This window comes from Streptomyces nojiriensis, assembly GCF_017639205.1.
GTDB lineage: Bacteria > Actinomycetota > Actinomycetes > Streptomycetales > Streptomycetaceae > Streptomyces > Streptomyces nojiriensis.
On record NZ_CP071139.1, the window covers coordinates 8,978,526 to 8,996,814 of the forward strand.

At 69.2% G+C, this 18,289-nt stretch carries 19 protein-coding genes and 1 pseudogene; 12 read left to right on the forward strand and 8 right to left on the reverse strand.

Annotation, left to right across the window (positions count from 1 at the left end):
* Positions 1–260 precede the first annotated feature (260 nt).
* From JYK04_RS40655 to JYK04_RS40665, 4 genes are all read left to right on the forward strand, one after another.
* Entirely contained in the window at positions 261–554 is a 294-nt protein-coding gene (locus JYK04_RS40655; RefSeq protein WP_189746437.1) for a DUF6342 family protein, read from the forward strand.
* Between the two features lie 595 nt (positions 555–1,149).
* Entirely contained in the window at positions 1,150–1,278 is a 129-nt protein-coding gene (locus JYK04_RS42065) for a hypothetical protein (RefSeq protein WP_268254176.1), read from the forward strand.
* 45 nt (positions 1,279–1,323) lie between these two features.
* Entirely contained in the window at positions 1,324–1,485 is a 162-nt protein-coding gene (locus JYK04_RS40660) for a hypothetical protein (RefSeq protein WP_189746439.1), read from the forward strand.
* Positions 1,482–2,081 carry a hypothetical protein gene (locus JYK04_RS40665; RefSeq protein WP_189746441.1) on the forward strand — a complete coding sequence of 200 codons (600 nt, stop codon included), beginning with the start codon at positions 1,482–1,484 and terminating at the stop codon, positions 2,079–2,081. Before JYK04_RS40660 ends, JYK04_RS40665 begins: the two co-directional genes overlap by 4 nt.
* A 109-nt stretch (positions 2,082–2,190) precedes the next feature.
* On the opposite strand, the gene JYK04_RS40670 is transcribed toward JYK04_RS40665, so the two are convergent.
* Positions 2,191–4,473, reverse strand: coding sequence for a hypothetical protein (locus JYK04_RS40670; RefSeq protein WP_189746443.1), 2,283 nt, complete (start codon positions 4,471–4,473; stop codon positions 2,191–2,193).
* A 1,894-nt stretch (positions 4,474–6,367) separates the two neighbouring features.
* On the opposite strand from JYK04_RS40670, the gene JYK04_RS40675 reads away from it, so the two are divergent.
* Positions 6,368–7,188 (forward strand): IS5 family transposase gene (locus JYK04_RS40675; RefSeq protein ID WP_373297517.1). Its coding sequence is split into 2 segments (ribosomal slippage): positions 6,368–6,710 and positions 6,710–7,188, totalling 822 coding nucleotides; the frame shifts between segments, so codons are not numbered across the junction.
* On the opposite strand, the gene JYK04_RS40680 is transcribed toward JYK04_RS40675, so the two are convergent.
* Positions 7,178–7,534, reverse strand: a complete 357-nt coding sequence (locus tag JYK04_RS40680) for a hypothetical protein (protein ID WP_189746445.1) — start codon at positions 7,532–7,534, stop codon at positions 7,178–7,180. The two genes, JYK04_RS40675 and JYK04_RS40680, sit on opposite strands and share 11 nt — an antisense overlap.
* An 85-nt stretch (positions 7,535–7,619) precedes the next feature.
* Between JYK04_RS40680 and JYK04_RS40685 the strand changes: the two genes are divergently transcribed.
* The 6 genes from JYK04_RS40685 to JYK04_RS40710 all read left to right on the forward strand — a co-directional run bounded on the left by JYK04_RS40685 (position 7,620) and on the right by JYK04_RS40710 (position 11,005).
* The gene (locus JYK04_RS40685; protein ID WP_189746447.1) at positions 7,620–7,757 is read left to right on the forward strand and encodes a hypothetical protein; all 138 of its coding nucleotides are present in this window, start codon (positions 7,620–7,622) and stop codon (positions 7,755–7,757) included.
* Between the two features lie 159 nt (positions 7,758–7,916).
* Entirely contained in the window at positions 7,917–8,267 is a 351-nt protein-coding gene (locus tag JYK04_RS40690; RefSeq protein WP_189746449.1) for a hypothetical protein, read from the forward strand.
* Between the two features lie 645 nt (positions 8,268–8,912).
* Complete coding sequence (locus JYK04_RS40695) at positions 8,913–9,467, forward strand: matrixin family metalloprotease (protein ID WP_189746451.1); 555 nt, start codon at positions 8,913–8,915, stop codon at positions 9,465–9,467.
* Between the two features lie 2 nt (positions 9,468–9,469).
* Positions 9,470–10,018 (forward strand): hypothetical protein, encoded by a 549-nt coding sequence (locus JYK04_RS40700; RefSeq protein WP_189746453.1) that lies wholly within the window; start codon positions 9,470–9,472, stop codon positions 10,016–10,018.
* Between the two features lie 46 nt (positions 10,019–10,064).
* Complete coding sequence (locus tag JYK04_RS40705) at positions 10,065–10,367, forward strand: SpoIIE family protein phosphatase (RefSeq protein ID WP_189746455.1); 303 nt, start codon at positions 10,065–10,067, stop codon at positions 10,365–10,367.
* A gap of 224 nt (positions 10,368–10,591) precedes the next feature.
* Positions 10,592–11,005 (forward strand): hypothetical protein, encoded by a 414-nt coding sequence (locus JYK04_RS40710; protein WP_189746457.1) that lies wholly within the window; start codon positions 10,592–10,594, stop codon positions 11,003–11,005.
* A gap of 163 nt (positions 11,006–11,168) precedes the next feature.
* On the opposite strand, the gene JYK04_RS40715 is transcribed toward JYK04_RS40710, so the two are convergent.
* Together JYK04_RS40715 and JYK04_RS40720 are read right to left on the reverse strand one after the other, a co-directional pair.
* Positions 11,169–11,627 (reverse strand): RpiB/LacA/LacB family sugar-phosphate isomerase, encoded by a 459-nt coding sequence (locus JYK04_RS40715; RefSeq protein ID WP_189746459.1) that lies wholly within the window; start codon positions 11,625–11,627, stop codon positions 11,169–11,171.
* Between the two features lie 702 nt (positions 11,628–12,329).
* Positions 12,330–12,668 carry a hypothetical protein gene (locus tag JYK04_RS40720; protein WP_189746461.1) on the reverse strand — a complete coding sequence of 113 codons (339 nt, stop codon included), beginning with the start codon at positions 12,666–12,668 and terminating at the stop codon, positions 12,330–12,332.
* A 963-nt stretch (positions 12,669–13,631) separates the two neighbouring features.
* Between JYK04_RS40720 and JYK04_RS40725 the strand changes: the two genes are divergently transcribed.
* The gene (locus tag JYK04_RS40725) at positions 13,632–14,072 is read left to right on the forward strand and encodes a hypothetical protein (RefSeq protein ID WP_189746464.1); all 441 of its coding nucleotides are present in this window, start codon (positions 13,632–13,634) and stop codon (positions 14,070–14,072) included.
* Between the two features lie 581 nt (positions 14,073–14,653).
* On the opposite strand, the gene JYK04_RS40730 is transcribed toward JYK04_RS40725, so the two are convergent.
* The 4 genes and pseudogenes from JYK04_RS40730 to JYK04_RS40745 all read right to left on the reverse strand — a co-directional run bounded on the left by JYK04_RS40730 (position 14,654) and on the right by JYK04_RS40745 (position 17,826).
* Entirely contained in the window at positions 14,654–15,379 is a 726-nt protein-coding gene (locus JYK04_RS40730; RefSeq protein WP_189746467.1) for a peptidylprolyl isomerase, read from the reverse strand.
* Between the two features lie 46 nt (positions 15,380–15,425).
* Positions 15,426–15,656, reverse strand: coding sequence for a hypothetical protein (locus tag JYK04_RS40735; protein ID WP_189746469.1), 231 nt, complete (start codon positions 15,654–15,656; stop codon positions 15,426–15,428).
* Between the two features lie 163 nt (positions 15,657–15,819).
* A pseudogene (locus JYK04_RS40740) lies at positions 15,820–16,053 on the reverse strand (prolyl aminopeptidase); the annotation flags it as partial.
* 174 nt (positions 16,054–16,227) lie between these two features.
* A complete protein-coding gene (locus JYK04_RS40745; protein ID WP_189746471.1) occupies positions 16,228–17,826 on the reverse strand; it encodes an alpha/beta hydrolase in 1,599 nt (532 codons plus the stop codon).
* Between the last annotated feature and the right edge of the window lie 463 nt (positions 17,827–18,289).

Consider the following 18,289-nt stretch of genomic DNA (forward strand, 5'->3'; position numbering starts at 1 on the left):
ATTCGGCATTCCAACTACTGTGGCAAACTTGACCAAAAATAGTCATTCTTCAATACAAAGTGAACATTTTTCTAATCTGCCCCCCGCCAGGTGACCGAGCTGCGTAGGCTCCTAAGTGGTTCGGGTGATGCCACATGTCATCCGAACGAGGAAGTTCTTTCACTCGGGAGTGGGCGCGTCTTGTCGGGCTACGTGTACGAAACGACGCTGTCGGAGCTCGTCAGGAGGAAACGGCCCGCCGGAACTGGAGGGGAAATCTCATGGCTGAGATCGATCTCGGAGTGGCGTCGGACTGGGATGAGGGTGACAATCACGGCCGTATCAAACTGCGGCAGAACCAGATCATCCCGACCTCAAAGGACGTGCTCATCAGCTCTCCGGTGAGCATCGAACTTTCGGTGAACACGAACTACTCCACCTCACAGGAGGCGGACAAGATCTACTTCACGACCCACCACGGTTCCACCAAGAAGGTCATCGCGGTACTCGACTCCGACGGCAACCTACACATCGCCGGTCGCCTGATCACAGAGCAGAAGGACCTGTCGTACTAGGCAGGGACGCAAGCCACCCTCCCCGGCCGGCAAAACCAAGCAGACGTCCGGCCGCAGTGAACTCGCAGCAGGCCGACATCGCCGTCGGTGAGTTCGGGAAGGCGTGAACAGCGTCGAGGCGTCCAGGCTCGGCTAATGACCCAGAGGGGCGGGGCAAGCCCATCCCGCCCCTCTGGCATTCCTCAGGGTGTGGTCGGTCATCGTGGGCCGCCCTCCCGTCCGGGGGTGACGGGCAGTCGAGCGTTGTCCAGCAATGATCGAAGACTTGGTGGATGTGCCCCTCGAAGGGGGCGCCGAACCAGGCCTGAAAATCTTGAGCGCTTCCGAGGCCAGGGCCTTGATGGTCCTGGCCGGGCTGTTCGACGACGAAGCGCAGTCCGTGGAGGTCCGTCATGCGGCGGGGGAGATGCGCTTCCGCAGTGGGTCCCGACTGGCCTGCCATTGTCATGGCCCCGGCCCGCAACGTGCCCCGCTGGTCGGACACCACCGCCCCAGTGGGGACTTCCCCTATGCCTGCCGAAGAGTGGGAATTGTGTGCGAACTGCGGACTGATGTGCGGAGACCCGCTGCCTCCACCCCCAGGGAGTCCCTGCTGATGACGTCCGGATACCCGCCGCTGTCCGAGCCGTTCGCCGAGGCGCTGGGGGAGGCGGCGCAGACCGCGGCGATGGCCTACCGCCTGGTGATGACCATCTCCGACGCGGTCCGCCGCGCCACCCAATAGCGCCTCACCGGCAAGGAAGAGGAACTCGGGGAGGACGCGGAGGAGATGGACCCGAGCTGGTCCGCCGACCAGCTGCGCGGCCACCTCGGCGACGACATCCTGGCCGAGCTGATGCAAGGCGCGGACTGGCCCCAGTCGGCCTGCCAGCTCGCCCTCCAGCAGGCCGGTGTCGACCTCTCGGTGTTCCTGCCCAGATGGGCCGTATGACCGCAGGAGTCCACCAGGCCGTCACCGCGATCCCGGCCCGGACGAAGGCGGAAGGCACCGACCAGTGGGCCGACCTCCTCAAGGCGAAGATGCCCGCAGGTCAGGTGCGTGACGCGATCCTGGCCTCCCCGGCCTGGCCGGACATCGCGGCCGCGATGGGCCGCCTCGACGTCCAGGGCATCGACGTCGCCCGGAACCTCACCGACGCTCACCGAACAGGTGCCGGCGTGGACCAGTCCGTCGCCGCCGTCACCGCGGCCGCCAAGATCCCCACACCTGCCCCCGCCCCGGCGGCGACTGTTACTCCCGCTCCTGCACCCGCAGCCGGCGCCGCGGTACTGGCGAGGGATGGGCTGGCCGCGCGCATGGGTGCGGCCGGTGACACGTGGGCCGCGCCCGCCCCGACCCCTGCCCCGTGCAGCGGCGGCCCGGCCGGCCCCGGCCGAGGCTGCGATCCCCACTCACCGGCAGCAGCCGCACCGGCTAGGGGAGCGGGACGTGCACCCGTAGGCAGCTGCCACGAGCGGCGGCGACGGCGTGTCCCGGTTGCGGGAGACGAGGACCTGGCCCCGCGGATCACCCAGTTCCTGCGCTGACATCGGATTCCGGTCGGCGGGGCCGGGGGATAACGTGGTGATGCTGCGCCGGATGGAAGCTTGTCAACTTGTATTGGCAGGTCCTTCCGCACTTCCGCCGAGCCCCGGATCATCGTTTGGACGGGGAGGAGGTGAGATGTTCCTGGAGTTCCCGATGGCGGAACTGCCAGCCCGGTCCGGCTCTGCGGAGCAGGCCGCACCGCCAGCAGTGCTCGAGGAACTTCCCGAGCCTCCAGGGCAGACGGCCTCGCACGCACAGAAGGAACGCGCAGTAGCGCAACCAGGCTCGCCCGGCGAGCCAAGGGCGGGGATCGTAGGAGCCCCGGGCTGTCGGCAGCGGCGTCGAGAAGTCCCACGGCTTGGGTGAGAGCGTGAGCCATATCCCGCAAACGGCCGCGGCGGCCAGGCAGGCCGCGGGGTCGACGCCGGGAACGATCCAGAGCGTGGTAGCGACGGCGAACATGATCGCGAACAACCGGAGCAGGACCACCGCGAGGTCGTCGCGAAGCGGTTGCCGGGGATCGGCGACGGGCTCGTCCCGATCTGTCGGCATCCCTAACAAGAGCGCCAACGTGTGTTCTTCCTCGGTCCGTACCGCGAACTTGAGCACGGCGAGCAATCCGGCCACCACGCCCCACGCGAGTGCCAGTTCAACCCGGTCCCTGACACCGTCGTGCAGCATCCACGCGCAGCAGAATCCCGAGCCGGCACCGAACAGAACCCACCCGGGCAGCAGTAGGAACCGGATGTGGGCGGCACTCAGCCGGGCGAACAGGATTCGTCTTGGCTGCGGCCATTCCTCCCAGAAGTCGGACGCGCTGTTCAAAGCGATCATCAAGGCCAGTGACGCCGGAGGCGCGAAGGCCAACATGCTCGCCTGGAGGACCGGCATGTGCTGCTGCAGAGAGAACGCCACCACGGCGGCGGGAACAACCAGCAGGGTGACGACGGACCAAAGCAGTGCGCGCTCGGTGCGCCGGACCCTGTCGCGGCCGGCCAGGAGCCACAGGTCGTGCAGAACGATATCGGTGGAGGACGGTACGCGCCCGGTGACGCTGGGGCCGGGGGTGTCCGCATTGGTACGGAGGTGGTCGGCCAGGGTTCCCAGGTATCGACTCGTCCTGGCGGCCCCGGCGAAGGACGGGCCACCAGCTCGGTCATGGACTTTGAGCGCGGCGTGGATGTAGTGATCGAGAAGGTGGTGATCGAGAGTGCCGTCCTTCGCGTGGGCCAGCAGGGCGTCGGGGTCTCGCCCCGTGTCGGGGTGGTACACGGTGGCGGCGAGGGCCAGGCGCCAGGGGGTGTCCAGGGCGCGATGCAGAGTGCCCGGCTGCAGATCGCCCGGGCGGGCGACGCCTTCGTATCCGGGTTCGGAGGCGAGGACGCTCAGTACCAGACTCCACGGATCCATGCCGCGTTTCGTCTGAGCGACCCGGGCCTTGAGGTATGCGTGGGCCTGGGTACTCCCGACCCGGTCGAGAGTCAGCAGCGCGACGGTACGCACCGGGGCATCGGCACTCAACGCGTCGTACTGAGGCCGACGGCAGGTCAGCACCACCGCCCCCGCCTCTGCGTTCTCCTGGTACCGGTTGACTTCCGCCATCAGGGCCGCCGCACGGGTGACGACCCCGTGGGCGCTGTCCTGGTCCATCTCGTCCACACCGTCGATGACCGGTAGCACCGAGTACGAATCAAGCAGCAGCCTGATGTCCGAGCGCGACAGATTCCAGACCCGGTCGAGCTGTTCGGTGAGCCATTCCCTGATTGTTCCGCCGGGCCAGGAGGAAGCAGAGAGTCGGACGGGAACCTTGACGTCCTCGCCATTCGCTCTGGCATGCGCCAGCCCGATGATCAGCTTCAGGGCGATCACGGTCTTGCCGGTACCTGCGTCCTCGGACGCCCCCGCGGCGGACGGCGCCGGCCCGGTGATGACCAGACGTCCCGGCCGCAGACCCCTGTAGAAGGCGGTCACCTCCTTCATGGTGTGTCCCGGCACGGCGCCCGCTGCATCCTCTGCAGCGAGTGCCGAAACCTGGCCGAGGATCTCAGCGGTGAAGGTCAGGTCGATGACTGCATGGATGTCCCGGCCCACGAGCTGGTTGTAGGCATCCTCCTCGGTGCCCAGCACCGACCTCGCGAGCGATGCGGCGGCGACCTGCTGCACGGACTGCTGCTGCAGCTGCTGCTGGACTGTCAGACTGTGCACGTAACCGGATACGGACGTCCCGCCGTTGATGGCGATCGAGGCTCCGGAATGCACTACCTGCACCGGGTTCTGCGGCCCGTCGCCAGCTGCCGGGGCCGGGCCGCAGTAGCCGGTTACAGACGTACCCCCGTCCTCGGACACCGCATGGCCGCTGTGCGATACCGTTGCGCCCAACTTGGGCCCCACATCGTGCTCTTTGCCTGATGCTGGTTCTCTCATGGATGTACGGGGCCTAATCCGTGTATTCGATGCCTGAGACCGAGCCTGGGCCGCTCGCATCTCCCGTCCTCCTGGCGGTGGCGGAGCCACCACGGCTCCGGCCGCCACGCCGCCTTATACCCGTGATGCCCCCGCGGCTCGCCTTTCCCGTCCGGTCAGCCCTGTCGGTCGGTCCGGCAGGGGACTGCCGCTGGAACAGCGCCCACAACAGGGCAGCGATACCAACGGCCACCTGCAAGGACGCCCCGGCCAGTTCCCCAGTACCAGGACTGTTCAGCATCCAAATGAGTGGCGTAGAGACGACCCCCACCACCGCCAGCACCACGACCGTGATCTTCCATCCCTGTGTCACAGCACCCCCTCTTCGTCCGACCCGGGCCGCCAGGGCAGGAGCTCGCTCACTTGTCACCAGGAACGCAACCGGTGCCACGGTGTTTCCCGGCCCTTCGGACAGAGAAACAGCCGCCTTGCCGCGATGTCCCCCGAGGGCGGTCCTGGAGCGGAGCAGGACGTGCTCACCGCCGACGTCGAGGACTTCGCCGAGATCGAGTAGCGCCTGGAAGAAGCGACTTCAGCTCCAACCGCCGTGGCCGTTACCGGACGCCGACCGTCAGTATTTGGGCGCGCAGCGACAGCGCGGTCGGCGACGCGGCTCTTCTGCTGGATTTGCATGCCGGCGGCCTGCCGGGGGAGGGGCCGGAGGTCGAGCGGATCGTCCTCCTCGGCGTATCCGGGCTCCCGGGCCGCGAGTACCCGCGTGGGGTCACGGCTGTCAGCTCCCGCGCCGGCCGAGGGGCCGGTGCGGGTCCATAAGGCTCCTTACGGAGCGACCGGGGCACAGGCAGCCGGGAGTGGCGACAGGGCCGGCCCGGCGTGTGCAGGTCAGCCCTGTCGCGTGCGGCGCTCGCGCGGCAACGCGGTGCTGCTCTTGTCTCTGTCTGCGAAGTCACCAGCATGCCGTCGTTTACGGCTGATGACACGGGACCTCCGGACACCCCACCCTCGGCCCGCAGCACTCGAAAGAGACGTCCGGTGCCCCGCTCCGTCTCCTGACTCGGGGTACGGAGGGTCGGCACCTCCCCCCGATGCTGCTGGCCCGCTCCTGACACGCCTCCGTCTGCTCCCGCTGGTCGTGGCCGCCCGGATGACGCTCAAGCGGGCCCACGAGTCGGCTGGGGGTAGCTGCCGTGGCCGGGCGCGATCCGCGCGCTTCCCACCGGATCTGTCCCGGCTCGAGGTGGTGGAGCAGCGCCTCCACGCGCTCCTCCCCGAGATCCGCACACCGATCTTCCGAGGCTCGCGCGGTCTACCCGGGCTCACCATGGCCGTTGGGGAGTTTGGGACCGGAAGGGCGTATGCTGCGCACGGCAGATACGCCTGCCCGCTCCGAGTCATGGTGGCCCACGTCCACCGTGGCGGCGAAGACAAGGTTCCCCGAATCGCGCTGCACGCCAGGTCATCCAATTGCCCATGGCGGGTTGGACGTGGGACGTCCCGCAAAATGGAGCACACGATGACCAGGGACCGTCGCCGCAAGGTTGAGGTTCGCGCCCATCAGGCAGCCACCGGAACGCCGTATCTGGTGGCATGCCGACAGGTGCTTACCTTGGCCCAGGTGATGGAGCAGCACCCGCTGCTCAGCCAGTTCGGTATCGGCGTCTACGACCCTCTGCGCAAGACGACCGAGCAGCGCAAGGCCGAGCTCGCCGCCGACCGCGAGCGATTGGCGCAGGACGAGGCCATGGTGATGGAGACGGTCGCTTGGCTGCGAGAGAACATCACGCCGATCAAGACTCCTACCGCCAGCAGCTACTCCGTTAAGACATCGTTTCTTATGGCGTGGTCGTTCGTTGAACCGTGCATGACGGATCTGGTTGAGCGGTTGGTGCCGGACGAGTTGTGGGTGCTGTTCCGGCGGGTGGTGCCGCCGACGGAGGTGATACGTCCGCAGGGCGGGGGCCGCCGGCGAGCAGGTGACCGGGAGGCGCTGGCCGCGATCATCTTCGTGGCGACCTCGGGCTGCACCTGGCGCCAGCTCCCCCCGGTGTTCGGTCCGAGCTGGCAAACGGTCTACCGACGCTTCGCCCAGTGGACCCAGGCCCGCGTCTGGGCCCGGCTCTACCGCGTCATCCTCGACGAACTCGGCGCCCGCGGACAACTGGACTGGTCGCGGTGCGCGATCGACTCCGTCAGCCTGCGGGCTGCAAAAGGGGGCCACTGACCGGACCGAATCCGACCGACCGCGGCAAACTGGGATCGAAGATCCACCTGATCACCGACCGGAACGGACTGCCGCTGTCCCTGGGCATCTCCGGCGCGAACATGCACGACAGCCAGGGCCTGGAGCCACTCGTGCGAGGCATCCCGCCCATCCACTCCCGCCGCGGGCCCCGTCGCCGACGCCCGGCGAAACTGCACGCCGACAAGGGCTACGACTACGACCACCTGCGCCGATGGCTCCGTAAGCGTGGGATCCGCCACCGCATCGCCCGCAAGGGCGTCGAGTCCTCACAGCGGCTGGGCCGTCATCGCTGGGTGGTCGAGAGAACCGTGTCCTGGCTGGCCGGCTGCCGCCGACTGCACCGGCGGTACGAACGCAAGGCTGAACACTTCCTCGCCTTCGTCGGCATAGCCGCAGCCCTGATCGGCTACCGGCGATTGGCCACGCCGCTCAGGTCCTGAGGCAGTCCTGCTGCACGTCGAAACAGATCAGCCCCATCTTGTCCGCCAGATCTGCCGCGTAGGCCGACGCTTCTTCAGCCCTGCTCCAGCCCATCCCGAAGTAGATGAGCGGACCGCTTGCACCGCTGATCAGCGGCCCGACCGACCAGGGCGAGGTCCCTTCCTCGTCCTCGGTGATATCGCACCACCGCTCAAGAAGCGCGGTCACGTAGGCCGTGATGAGTTCGGACGGAGGCTCCAGGTCCTCACTGTCGAGGTAGCGGTCGTACAAGTCGCTCAAGACCCGGCGGGCAGCCCTGTCATTCGCCGGCCGCTCGCCTTCCCAGACAGCAAGGTCGTAGCTCATGCCCGGAGGCTCTCATGCCGCACTGACAGACCTCCGAGCTGGTCAACAGGACCTACAGCCAAAAGAAACGACGTCTAAACACGTGATGGAACGGACGACGCGCACGTACGTCGCCAACGGCGTGTTCATCGCCGCAGCGCTCATCGCTGGTTATACCTTCAAGTACGAGCAGCCGAATGTGCTGTTCGGCATGAGCCGCCGAGATCTGAAGCGGATGAACTGACCGTCCCAGCAGGGGCTTATCAGCTTCAGCGCTGAACGGCTTCGCGGGTGGCTGTACCTGGCCAAACTCGCTCGGTCAGGTACACCCACTTCCGAAAACGGCTCCTTCCGTGTTCTTCGGCTTCGACACTGGCCGGACGTCTATGTGAAGGAGCCGACCGTGACCGACGACGAGCAGCAGCTCGCCGCCCTCCTCAACGGCCTTCCAGGCCACGACGACGCCCGGTTCTGGCGCGGTCTCAAGGAAGCCGCAGGCATCTACCGCATACGCTCGACCATGTCCTCCGCCGTCCAGGAGGCTCAAGACGGCGACTTCGAACCGCTCGCCGAGTTCGTCCTCGACGTCTTCAACCGCGACGGCCGGCTCAAGGACACCGCTGCGGCCCTCGCCTCACATCTTGGCAGTACCCTGCGTGCCCGTGCCTGGATCACCGACGCCATAGCGGCCGCGGACCGCATCAACCGTGCCCACGTCCAGGACCCCCTCGACGAACTCGCCGCGAAGTGGTGAGGAAGCGGACACCCCGTTTGACGTGACCGTGGCGGCGGCCAGGCCGCCTGGTCCGTAAGGGGTTCGATCCGCAGTTTGGGCCCGAGACTAACCAGACAGAACTTCTGAGCCGCGCTCACGCCGGACACCCTCCACGCCTACCCGTATGACATGAGGCCGGCACGGACCGCGGCGAGTTCAGCCGGATCCGTTGCGCGCCCGCCTGCGGCGCGCTCGCTGTTCTGGGGATGGCGGCGCGCCACCGCCCACCGTGGAAGGCGGCCTCGATGCCGCGCCCGCGCAGGACGTCGCCCACGCGTCACCCGCCCCTTCCGTGACTCCGGTGAGCAGTTGCGTTCCACCGATGCAACCGGTGCGGTGGTTGTCGGCCCAGCGAACGAACTCTCGGGGGGAAGCAGCCCGGATCGCGGTCCGCGTGGCCGAAGGCGGCCGTCCGCGCCCATGCCCGGCGCCTTTCGGCCGATGCCAGGAGCCTGCCGAGGCCCTGCAGGAGCTGTGCGAGGCGGAGGAGTCGTACGACCGTACGCGCGAACCAGCACCGTCCCGAATGCGTTCGAGCGTCGGGTCTGCCCGGTCCGGGGAACCTCTCCACCCGGGGGAGAGGAAACGATCGGCCCCGCCGCGCGGAGCCCTAGCGTGGAGTGGATGAAGCGTCTGTCAGCGGGCTTATCGGTGGCCGCAGCCCTGCTCCTGACCGCCCCGCCTCCGGCGGCGGCTGTCGCTGCGGCGCCGTGCGTCAGGGGCGAGGCCGAGTCGCGGTCGCGCAGCTCGGTGGACGACGGCGAGATCAGATGGACGGCGAACACGGCCTACTCCGACGCGTACAAGCACGCGCTCAAGGCGTGGCAGTACACCGGCCACAAGATCAAACTGGCCCCGGACTCGGCGACTACCGTCAACGACCTCGAGTTCGTGGACTACAACGACCCGAAGGACCATGCCGCCGCGAAGTGGAACTACCGGGGCGGCCCCGGCCAGACCGACTACATCCGGTTCAACACGGCCGCGATGAAGAATGCGAGCCGGACAAAGCGCCGACAGATCGCGGCGCACGAGCTGGGCCACGCCCTGGGGCTGTGCCACAAGTCGGACGCGGGCGGCCCGGGCTACGTGCGGTCGGTGATGTGGCCGACCGCCCACGAATACTTCGATCTCCCTCAGGACGTCGACCGAGCCAACTACTCCAAGCTGTGGGGCTGATCATGAACGTGAAGACGTGGGCGCTGGCCGGGACTGCGGCCGCCGTGCTCCTCGGCGGCGGCTGGTACGCCTGGGAGAACAGCGGCGCATCGCACACGGAGAGCCTGTGCGGGACCCCGTCCGGCGGCACTGATGCCGAGGTGGCGACCAGCGCGCAGGGCATCGCCGTGGTGGAGGCCACAGGCGAGGCCGCGCACGACCCGCAGGCCGTCGGCTCCGAGAACCCCGAGCTCGTCACGACGCCGGTACGGATCGTGGAGTCGATGAAGGGGAAGTTCGCCCCGGTCATCGGGGTGTCCCAGCGGGTTGAGCCCGGCGGGGCGCCCGGTTCGTTCAAGGTGGCCACCTCCAACCGAGAGGTGATGATGAAGCCGGGGGAGCGGTACGTGGTCGCGATCGGCCCCGGAGACCTGGAAGCCCGCCCTGGGACGACGACGTTCGCCACCCTGATCCAGCCCGCACACCGCGGTGCGGTCGATGAGGCCGACTATTGGCGGAGCGTGATCGCGAAGGCCCCCCCGAAGCCCGCCTGCGATGACACCGTCAGCTAGCGGGGGAAGGCCGGCAGGCCCCGCCGCAGCCGCTGCTGCGCCACCGATGACGTGTGACGAACCAGGACCTCTGCCGGCAAGGCGCCACAGTCGCGCGACGGCAGGCCGAGCCGCACCGTCCGGCCGGCCACCGGCGCAACTCCCATGGACACCGTGGGGCGGACCCGTCGGCGTCGGCGGCACCACCGTCACCACCCCCGACGTCACCCTGCTCCCGGGCAGCCGCCCCGTGTTGTACACCGACGGCCTGGCCGAGGTCCGCGGGCGGGACATCGACGACCGCCTCACCGAGCTCAGCCGGCTGCTCACCGAACCGCAGCGGCCGCTGCCCCCCCGTGCGACTCGCTGATCACCCATATCGTGCCGGCGCCTGCCGCCGCCGTCGCCCTGCTCGCCCGGCATCAACCCCGCCGGCCGACCGCACCGTCCGCCCCCTCAGCCTGCCCCGCAATCAGCTGACCGGGCCGGCCCGGGTCCCGGCCGCTGCGCTCAGGCAGGCGGCCGTGGGAGCGATGGGGGACTGAACAGACACTCTTATCGTCGCGATGACGATATTAATGTTATGGTCGGCTCATGAGTGAAGTCAGAGACGAGAACGCCGACGCGGATGCTGAACTTGCCTGGAAGGCGGCCGAGTTGGCCACCGAATGGGTTTCGGTGAGCACACCCTTGACGGAAAGTCAGGGATGGACGCTTGTCGGCCTTCAGCACATGGGCTCGGGACAAGGGGAGATGTACGCCTGGAACAAGGTAGGCGCCTGGCAGCGGCAGCTGACAGAGGTGCTGGCCGCGGACGACGGAAGCGAGGAGAGCCGCCACCGCGTCACGGCGGCGAAGCGGGCCGCCACCTCGGCCATGCGCGACATGCTGCTCGCCGGAATACCCGCGGGGGTGCAGACCAACCAGATCTGGAGGGACGGGCTGGGCCCCGATCCGCGAGAGGAGCTGCGTCGCTTCGTCGAAACACACACGGGACGAGTGGCCTGAGCTGACCGCCACCCGGGGATGTCGGCCGGGATCCGCGGTTACCGGACCGAGGCCCTAGGAGCCCCGGACGGCTGCGGCTGGCCGACGGCACTCCTCCGATGGAACATGAGCGGCCTCGACCGCGGTGCCGGGAACACCGTCCCACCCGCCGGCGTCACCGCCTTCATTCAGGGATGGTGCCGGTGCTGTCGAGCCGTTTGACGCGCGCTACGTTCTCGCGGTCCTCGGCGTCCGTGCTCGCCTCGGCGGCGAACCAGGCGTCGAGGATCTCCTTGAGTAGCGGTTCCGAGGTCAGGCGCAGGCTGAGCGCGAGCACGTTGGCGTCATTCCAGCGGCGCGCACCGTCCGCCGTGTAGGCGTCCGTGCACAGGGCCGCGCGTACGCCGGGAACCTTGTTCGCGGCGATCGACGCACCCGTACCGGTCCAGCAGCACACGACGGCCTGGTCGGCGTTCCCGGCGGCGACCTCGCGGGCCGCCGCCTCCGAGCAGGCTGCCCACTGTGGATCGTCGCCGGGGTTCAGCGCGCCGTACGTCATCACATCGTGTCCGCGGTCGCGCAGTTGCCCGAGGAGTGCGCGAGCCACGGGTTCGTCCATGTCCGAGGAAACGGAGATCCGCATGTCCCGAGACTAACCGGCCTGGAGCGGACGGTCTCCGCAGGTCGAGAAGTGATCATGCGCGTGCCGTAGCCCTGGCGTTGCCACTCGCTCGTCACCCGGACCTTCACGATGTGAGCTCGGTGGCACCCGGCACAGGACTGCCAGGTGAGCCGGGCGAAGTCGTGGCCGCTGCGTTCACAGACCCGGAGCTGCTGGAGACCCGCCCCGTTCCGCAGCGCGTAGTACAACCAGAAGTCCTCGGTGCGATGCCGCAGGAGCGTTGCGAGGTTCCACTGCGGCACGAACGCATGAGATCGTCGACGCGCTCGCCGCCGCGGGACTGAAATGCTGGGCGGGCAAGGCGTACCGAGGCGCCGGCCGACACATCCGAGTCCCCTTCCGTGGCCGCCGGCTCAAGCGATGGAAGCGATGACACAACAACAGCCACGCCAAGATCCGGTGCGTCGGCGAGCAGGCCATGGCCGCCTGAAAGGCCGGCCGCTACTGCGGAGGCCCGGCTGCAGCCCCAACCGGATCACCAGCATCGTGAAGGCCGTCCTTGTCCTCCACCACGCTTCTATCTGAGGTTGGAAAAGGCTCACCGTCATCGCGGCGGAGAGGCGGCCGGCCCCCGAAGGAAGGGGCGGCGGTAACCGGAGGGTGATTCGCGGACCAGGGTCGGGATCCCGCATGCAACAGTGTGGAGGTGTGGCCGACCCTCGGTCAGTAGACCCAAATGGGGTGCGAGCTGAACCGGTGCCAGGGCGTGCCGAAGCTCTCCGTCCAACAGTCCGTGTCCTTCCAGCCGGTGACCTTGTCGGACGCCCGGCCGTCGGGCAGGTACGCGATCAGGTCACCGGTGCAGTCTGAGTCGTTCGGACCGCTGGCGTCGCGCATGATCAGGATGGTGTGGCCGCTGCGGTTGTAGACCACCCCGCAGAACGGCCACGAGCAATCGTCGCTGCCGGCGGGCGCGGTCTGACTTGCCACTGCCGCCGGTGCCCCGGCGACCAGCAGCATCGCCGCGGTGGCCGCGGCCACCGCAAGTATGCGGAATCGCACGCTTGTCCCCTGTCGAAGAGGCCCCGTGTGGATGAGTGTTGGGGCCGGAGGGATGGCAGCGTACCGATGTGTCAGGGGCCGCTATAGCCCCGGAACCGGACACTCTGTCGGGGCCGGATCAGGCCTCCCGCAGACGCCTGGGGGTGTCGAACCACCGATGACGTCGCCTCGATGGCGTCGCTGCCGAGCTGTCCGCCAGAAGGATGGCCGGGGCCCACGGCCAGCGGGTCGTGTGTGGTGATCTTCCGACCTCTCGCCAGAGCACGGGATTGATGGCAATCCCTGCCTGGTCGGCCATGTCCCCAGCCTGCGGCGGACCACCTCGTCCAGCACGCGGAGCGTGTATCCGGGGCGCGGTAAGGGCAGGTCTCGAGGCGCCCGACTCCGAGAAGGCGGATCTGCCGCTCGTGGTGCCCGGGCTCACCGGGGCATTCCTCACATTCAAACTGCGCCGACCTGCAAAGTCGGCAAAGCGGAGCCGCCGTTTGCGGCCGGTGGCACGGTGCTCGGCGGCACCCTGATCCGGCATCATCCCCGCGCACGAGACGGAAGCCATGCTCCCACAGCGACCCGACACAGTGGCCGTGAGCGTTCCCAAAGCGGGGCACGACGTACACCTGGAACACCCCGAGATCCTGTGGCAGGCGCTTCAAGAATTCCTTGAACAGGTCGCCGGCCGGCCTGTTCGCGGGCAGGCCTGACCCCGACACCGTGGGACGCGTCCACGTATCAGCAGCACGGTGGGCTCCGGCTCCGGGGCGCCGGGACTCACTGCCTTCCAGATACGGGCCATCGCCGTGGGGAAGCCTGAACTCTACGACCGCTGGCTGCGCGAGCTCTGGCCGCTGCGGGCCGCGGGCACCCTGCGCACGGCCGTACACGAGGAGATCCCCGCGACGACGACGCCGCCCGAGCCCATGGCTGTGGTGCGCGGGTGGCGGCCGGGCAGGCTACCTTGCTCGGATGAGTCTCCTTGATGATGTGGCCGAGCGCGACGGCTGGCAGTGCTGGGTGTGTGACGAACCGGTCGACCCCGACGAGTCGGTGAACGACCCGCGGGGACCCAGTGTCGACAGCCGGACCGCCGACCGGAAGGCCAAGGTGGCCGAGCGGCTCGCGCACCGCGGGTGCAATTCCCGCAAGGGTGCGGTCAAGGTGGTCATCGCCTGGCCGGAGCGCCTGTACGTAGTCGAACCCGCGCCGCTGATCGCCGTCGCCGAGAGGCTGGAGCGCAAGGGCGGCCGCGAGATGGTGGGCCGTTGTCCGACCAGGAAGGACGCCCAAGAGGCGGCGGATTGGCTGGTGGACCGGTTCTCCCGACTGGTACCGGGAATGCTGGTGACCGCCGACATCCAGGCCGGCGGCGGCCAGTTCCTCGTCATCCTGGCCACCGGCCGCCGCTGATCGGGGATCACCCACACACCCTCGTGTCGAGATGGTGGTCATCTGACCGCCGCCGCACCCCGCCGGGTCCCGCTCCGGCCGCCGTGCCCGCGCCCGCGAGTACGGACGTGAAGTGCTCCTGGGGCCCTTAGACCGAGGGCCTGGACGTCCCCCGTGACCTCGACCTCGGCAACCGGCCGCGCGCCCTGAAGCAGCTGAGGGTGCAGCTGGCCGCGCACTCCCAGATGGTGTCGATGGTGTGGGAGGTCCTGTCGGAGCGCGACACGGGCCTCCTGATCGGCCCATATCAGTCGCCGCTGCTGGCCGCCCGCACGCAGAGGACCGGCGAGAGCGAGGGCGCACACGGTGCGGCCCGGCACCTGAACCGCCTGACGGCCGACATCCTGGAAGCAGGCCACCGGCATGGCTCTGGAGGGCCGCCTCGCGGACGCGGCCCTCCACCCCCTTGACCACGCCGCCCTCCGCGCCGCCCGCGTCCGTTTCCCAGCTGTGGGTCTCGCCGATGGCGGCCCGCTCCCGCTCTCCCCCCCCTGGACAGACGCCACCGCAGCGGCCGCGGCTTCGGCGCGGGCCGCGGGGAGTCAATACCGGCAGGACGGCCGGACGCGGAGCAGCTCGGTCCGCAGCACGGGTGTGCCGTCGACCGGTGCCGGGTCCTCCGCGGTCGGCTCGATTCCTCCGGCGGCGGTCTTGTCGAGTGTTGCCAGGCCGTCGGGGCCGACCGTGCCGAACACCGTGTAGTTCGGGCGCAGTGCGGAGTCGCCGTAGACGACGAAGAACTGTGAGCCGTTCGTGTCCGGACCGGCGTTGGCCATCGCCAGCAGGCCGCGCCCGTACAGGCGGCGCGTGCCGGTCGGATCGGTCGGTGCGGGTGGCAAATCCACCGGCAGCTCGTCCTTGTACTTGTACCCGGGCCCTCCCTCACCGGTACCGGTCGGGTCGCCGCACTGCAGGACCTTCAGCGTCGGATACGCCGTCAGACGGTGGCACACCGTTCGGTCGTAGAACCCATGCCGTGCCAGGTGCAGGAAACTCTGGACCGTGCACGGCGCCTTGGCCTGGTCCAGACGCAGCGGGAGCGGACCCTGGCTGGTCGGAACAGCCATGTCGACCGTGCCACGGCTAGGGGTGCGCCGCGGGTCAGGCGGCAGCGGAACATGACGCGCGGGCGGCTCGTCCGGGGTCTGTGTGTACTGGCAAGGGCCGTGCGTGGTGCGCGGCGGAGCGCCGTCGGAAGCGGTGGCGGCACCACCCCCGGACACGACTAATATGACGGCCGCTAATGCGCTGATCAGTGCTCGGTTCATCTTGCGCGCCTTCCTGATGATCGCCAGGTTTTGGAGCGGTCGCAGTCTAGGGCGTGGTGTGGTCGGCGGGAATGGTCAACGACAGGAGGCCGGCGCGGCCGACCCCGAAGTCCACAGCCTGCGAAGCCAGATCGAGCGCCACGTGAATCCGGTTTCCGGACGACTGGACGACCGAGCAGTTCTTCGAGCAGCTCGGTGCACCTTCGAAGTACCGAACCCCTGCTTCGGCCACCTCCTCGAGGGCGCGGCATCCTCCGCTGTCCTGCCCGACGAGCACGGCTGCGGCACCGCACGCCGACCGCGCAACCTCATCTTCGCCACCCTGGCCAAGCCCGACATCCGCTTTACCAGCGCCCTCGACAACGACATCGAGGTGCCGAGCGCGCCGACGAGGTGCTCGTGTACGACCGCCCCGGCGGAAGGGGGGACTGCTCTGGCGGGGCGCACCAGTCGGCCATGGCCTTCTCCCGTACCGCGGGATCCGGATGTCCCATCAGGCGTGCGTGGGCTGCGACGATGTCACCGTCCCGTGGTGTACCGCCGGCTCCGTCGAGGAAGCGCTCCCACTGCTCGGGGAAGAACCGGCCCGCACCTCGGTAGAGCCGGTCGATCTCGGAGCGCCGGGTGGTGGCGACGCCGGCGATGACGATCTCCGACACCCGCTCCGGGTGTGATGGGTGGTCCGTCAGGTGGGTGTATGCCAGGGCTGGCCTGTTGTGTCTGGTTCGGTGTCGGCGGGTGTCGGCGGGTGTTTGGTGGCGTTGCATGGGCCGCAGCGGGCGTTGCGGCCCACTGCGGCCCGTGCACGTATGCCGGTATGTGCGTCGGGTGTGTCTGCCCGGGTCCGCTCAGCGGAGGGTCGGGATCACGTCGCGTGTCTCATCGACCTCGCTGACCGCGGTGCGGCGGCCGAACGGTTCCGGGGGAGCCTCGTCCGCACAGACGGTGCCCCCAGCTGGCAGCGACAGAGTGGTGAGGTAGTCGTCGACCAGGGCGCTGACACACGCGCTGCGGTGGTAGGCGGTGTGTCCTTCGGCGTCGAAGGTCAGCAGCCGTCCGCCGTCGAGCGTCCGGGCCAGGGTCACGGCGTCGTTGTAGGGGGTGTCGGGGTCCCCGGTCGTACCGAGAACCAGGATCGGGGCGGAGCCCGCCGCACGGTAGGAGCCCTCGTACCGGCTCGGGCGCTCGGCAGGCCACTGGGTGCAGGCCGGGGCGTGGTTGTGGTCGTAGGTCGGCGGGCCGAGACCGATCGGGGGTCCCAGCAGCGGCGCGGACGAGGCCTCGGCTCCGACCAGCGCGCCCAGAAGTGTTCCGCTGCCCGGGTAGAGGCGGTCGGCGCATTCGACCGCCACGTTGGCGCTGAGGAAATCGAACGACGCGGGCGAGGGAGGCGACAGCAGGAACGAGGCCTGCCGTGCCTGGGCCGACCGCAGCGCCTGCCCCAGGTAGGGCCAGATTTCCTTGCCCGCGTTGATGTTGAACATCAGGCGGTAGGCCAGGGTGTAGCCGGTGGCCGGGCGTCCGCTCGCGGTGATCACCGGGTCGGCGTCCAGATCCCGCTTCAGCTGCTCGAACGCCTGCCGCGGCCGGCCCTCGCCGAACCCGCAGGCCGCCGCGTTGCGCCCGCACCAGTCCAGGAACCGGCCGACGGCCGCGTCCAGGGCGGCGAACTGCGCGGCGTCGTACGCGTAGGGCACATCCGCGTAGCGGCGTGGATCGTAGGCCCCGTCCAGGACCATGGCACGCACCCGCGCCGGGAACCGCGCCGCGTAGACGGTGCCGACGTAGCTGCCGAAGGAACGGCCGTAGAAAGACAGAGTCTCCTCGCCGAGCGCCTGCCTGAGCAGGTCGAGGTCGCCGGCGTTCGAGGCGGTGCCGATGAACGGCATCAGCTCCCCGGAGCGTTCCCGGCAGGCGGCGGCGAAGTCGGCACCCTGGCGCACGGCCTCCCTCAGGGCCCCCGACCCGGGCACCCCGCGCGCGCCGTCGACCGCGGCGGCGTACTCCTTGTCGTCCCAGCACTCCACCTGCCCGCTGCGCGCCACCCCGCGCATGTCGTACCCGACGACGTCGAAGGCGTCGCGCAGGGCGGCGGGCAGCGCCTCGTAGCTGCTGCGGGCGAAGTTCACACCGGAGTTGCCGGGTCCGCCGGGGTGCAGTACCAGGACACCGGTGCGGTGGGCCGGGTCGGCTGCCGCCCGGCGGGTGACCGCGAGTGCGAGCGTGGGTCCGGCGGGCCGGCGATGGTCCACCGGCACCCGGGCGGTCGCGCACTCGAAGCCGTCCGCCGCCCCGTCGCAGGGACCCCAGGACAGCACCGGGACGGGCGGCGCCCCGGCGGCTCCGGCGGTGCCGGGCGCTCCCCCCAGGAGAGCGGTGACGGCGATAAGGACCAGGGATATCCCCCACACCACGCGCCTGCGGGGGTCGTCGGCCAAACGGGTCATACGGAGCTCCTCCGTCACGGATGCTGCGGAACGGGCGACAACGTAGTGGCCGGTCACCGCCCCTGTCGGCCCGCCAGGAGTTGATTCCCGGCTACCGCCAGGGTTGTACGCCCCCGGCCGGCCCGCAGGCCCTGCCCGCGGTCCGGCCGGTAGTTCGGCCGGTACTTCGGCCCCGGGTCCGGCGCCGCCTGGGGCGCTCGCCCTGTCCGCCGTCCGTGTCCGCCGTCCGTGTCCGTCCGGTGTCGGGGGTGATGTCGCGGGTACGTCCGAGCGGCGTCGGGCGCTGTCGGGGGTGGCGATGGTTCCATGGATGCCGGGGCGGGGTGTGGCTTGTCAGCGAGCAGGTGCCGGCGAGCTGGAACGAGGCTCCACCAGGCAGACGGTCCTGGACTAGGCCGTCTCTTCCGGATCTTGCCGGGCCCGCGACGCCCGGCACCGCACCTGGCCGCGTTGTCGGGGCGCC

Excerpts from the sequence above, each read along its gene's own strand:
- JYK04_RS40730 (WP_189746467.1), bottom strand. The coding sequence starts at position 15,379 with ATGAACCGAGCACTGATCAGCGCATTAGCGGCCGTCATATTAGTCGTG.
- JYK04_RS40700 (WP_189746453.1), top strand. The coding sequence starts at position 9,470 with ATGAACGTGAAGACGTGGGCGCTGGCCGGGACTGCGGCCGCCGTGCTC.
- JYK04_RS40680 (WP_189746445.1), bottom strand. The coding sequence starts at position 7,534 with ATGAGCTACGACCTTGCTGTCTGGGAAGGCGAGCGGCCGGCGAATGAC.
- JYK04_RS42065 (WP_268254176.1), top strand. The coding sequence starts at position 1,150 with ATGACGTCCGGATACCCGCCGCTGTCCGAGCCGTTCGCCGAGGCGCTG.
- JYK04_RS40660 (WP_189746439.1), top strand. The coding sequence starts at position 1,324 with ATGGACCCGAGCTGGTCCGCCGACCAGCTGCGCGGCCACCTCGGCGAC.
- JYK04_RS40705 (WP_189746455.1), top strand. The coding sequence starts at position 10,065 with ATGACGTGTGACGAACCAGGACCTCTGCCGGCAAGGCGCCACAGTCGC.
- JYK04_RS40655 (WP_189746437.1), top strand. The coding sequence starts at position 261 with ATGGCTGAGATCGATCTCGGAGTGGCGTCGGACTGGGATGAGGGTGAC.
- JYK04_RS40685 (WP_189746447.1), top strand. The coding sequence starts at position 7,620 with ATGGAACGGACGACGCGCACGTACGTCGCCAACGGCGTGTTCATCGCC.
- JYK04_RS40665 (WP_189746441.1), top strand. The coding sequence starts at position 1,482 with ATGACCGCAGGAGTCCACCAGGCCGTCACCGCGATCCCGGCCCGGACG.
- JYK04_RS40725 (WP_189746464.1), top strand. The coding sequence starts at position 13,632 with ATGAGTCTCCTTGATGATGTGGCCGAGCGCGACGGCTGGCAGTGCTGG.
- JYK04_RS40695 (WP_189746451.1), top strand. The coding sequence starts at position 8,913 with ATGAAGCGTCTGTCAGCGGGCTTATCGGTGGCCGCAGCCCTGCTCCTG.
- JYK04_RS40715 (WP_189746459.1), bottom strand. The coding sequence starts at position 11,627 with ATGCGGATCTCCGTTTCCTCGGACATGGACGAACCCGTGGCTCGCGCA.
- JYK04_RS40745 (WP_189746471.1), bottom strand. The coding sequence starts at position 17,826 with ATGACCCGTTTGGCCGACGACCCCCGCAGGCGCGTGGTGTGGGGGATA.
- JYK04_RS40710 (WP_189746457.1), top strand. The coding sequence starts at position 10,592 with ATGAGTGAAGTCAGAGACGAGAACGCCGACGCGGATGCTGAACTTGCC.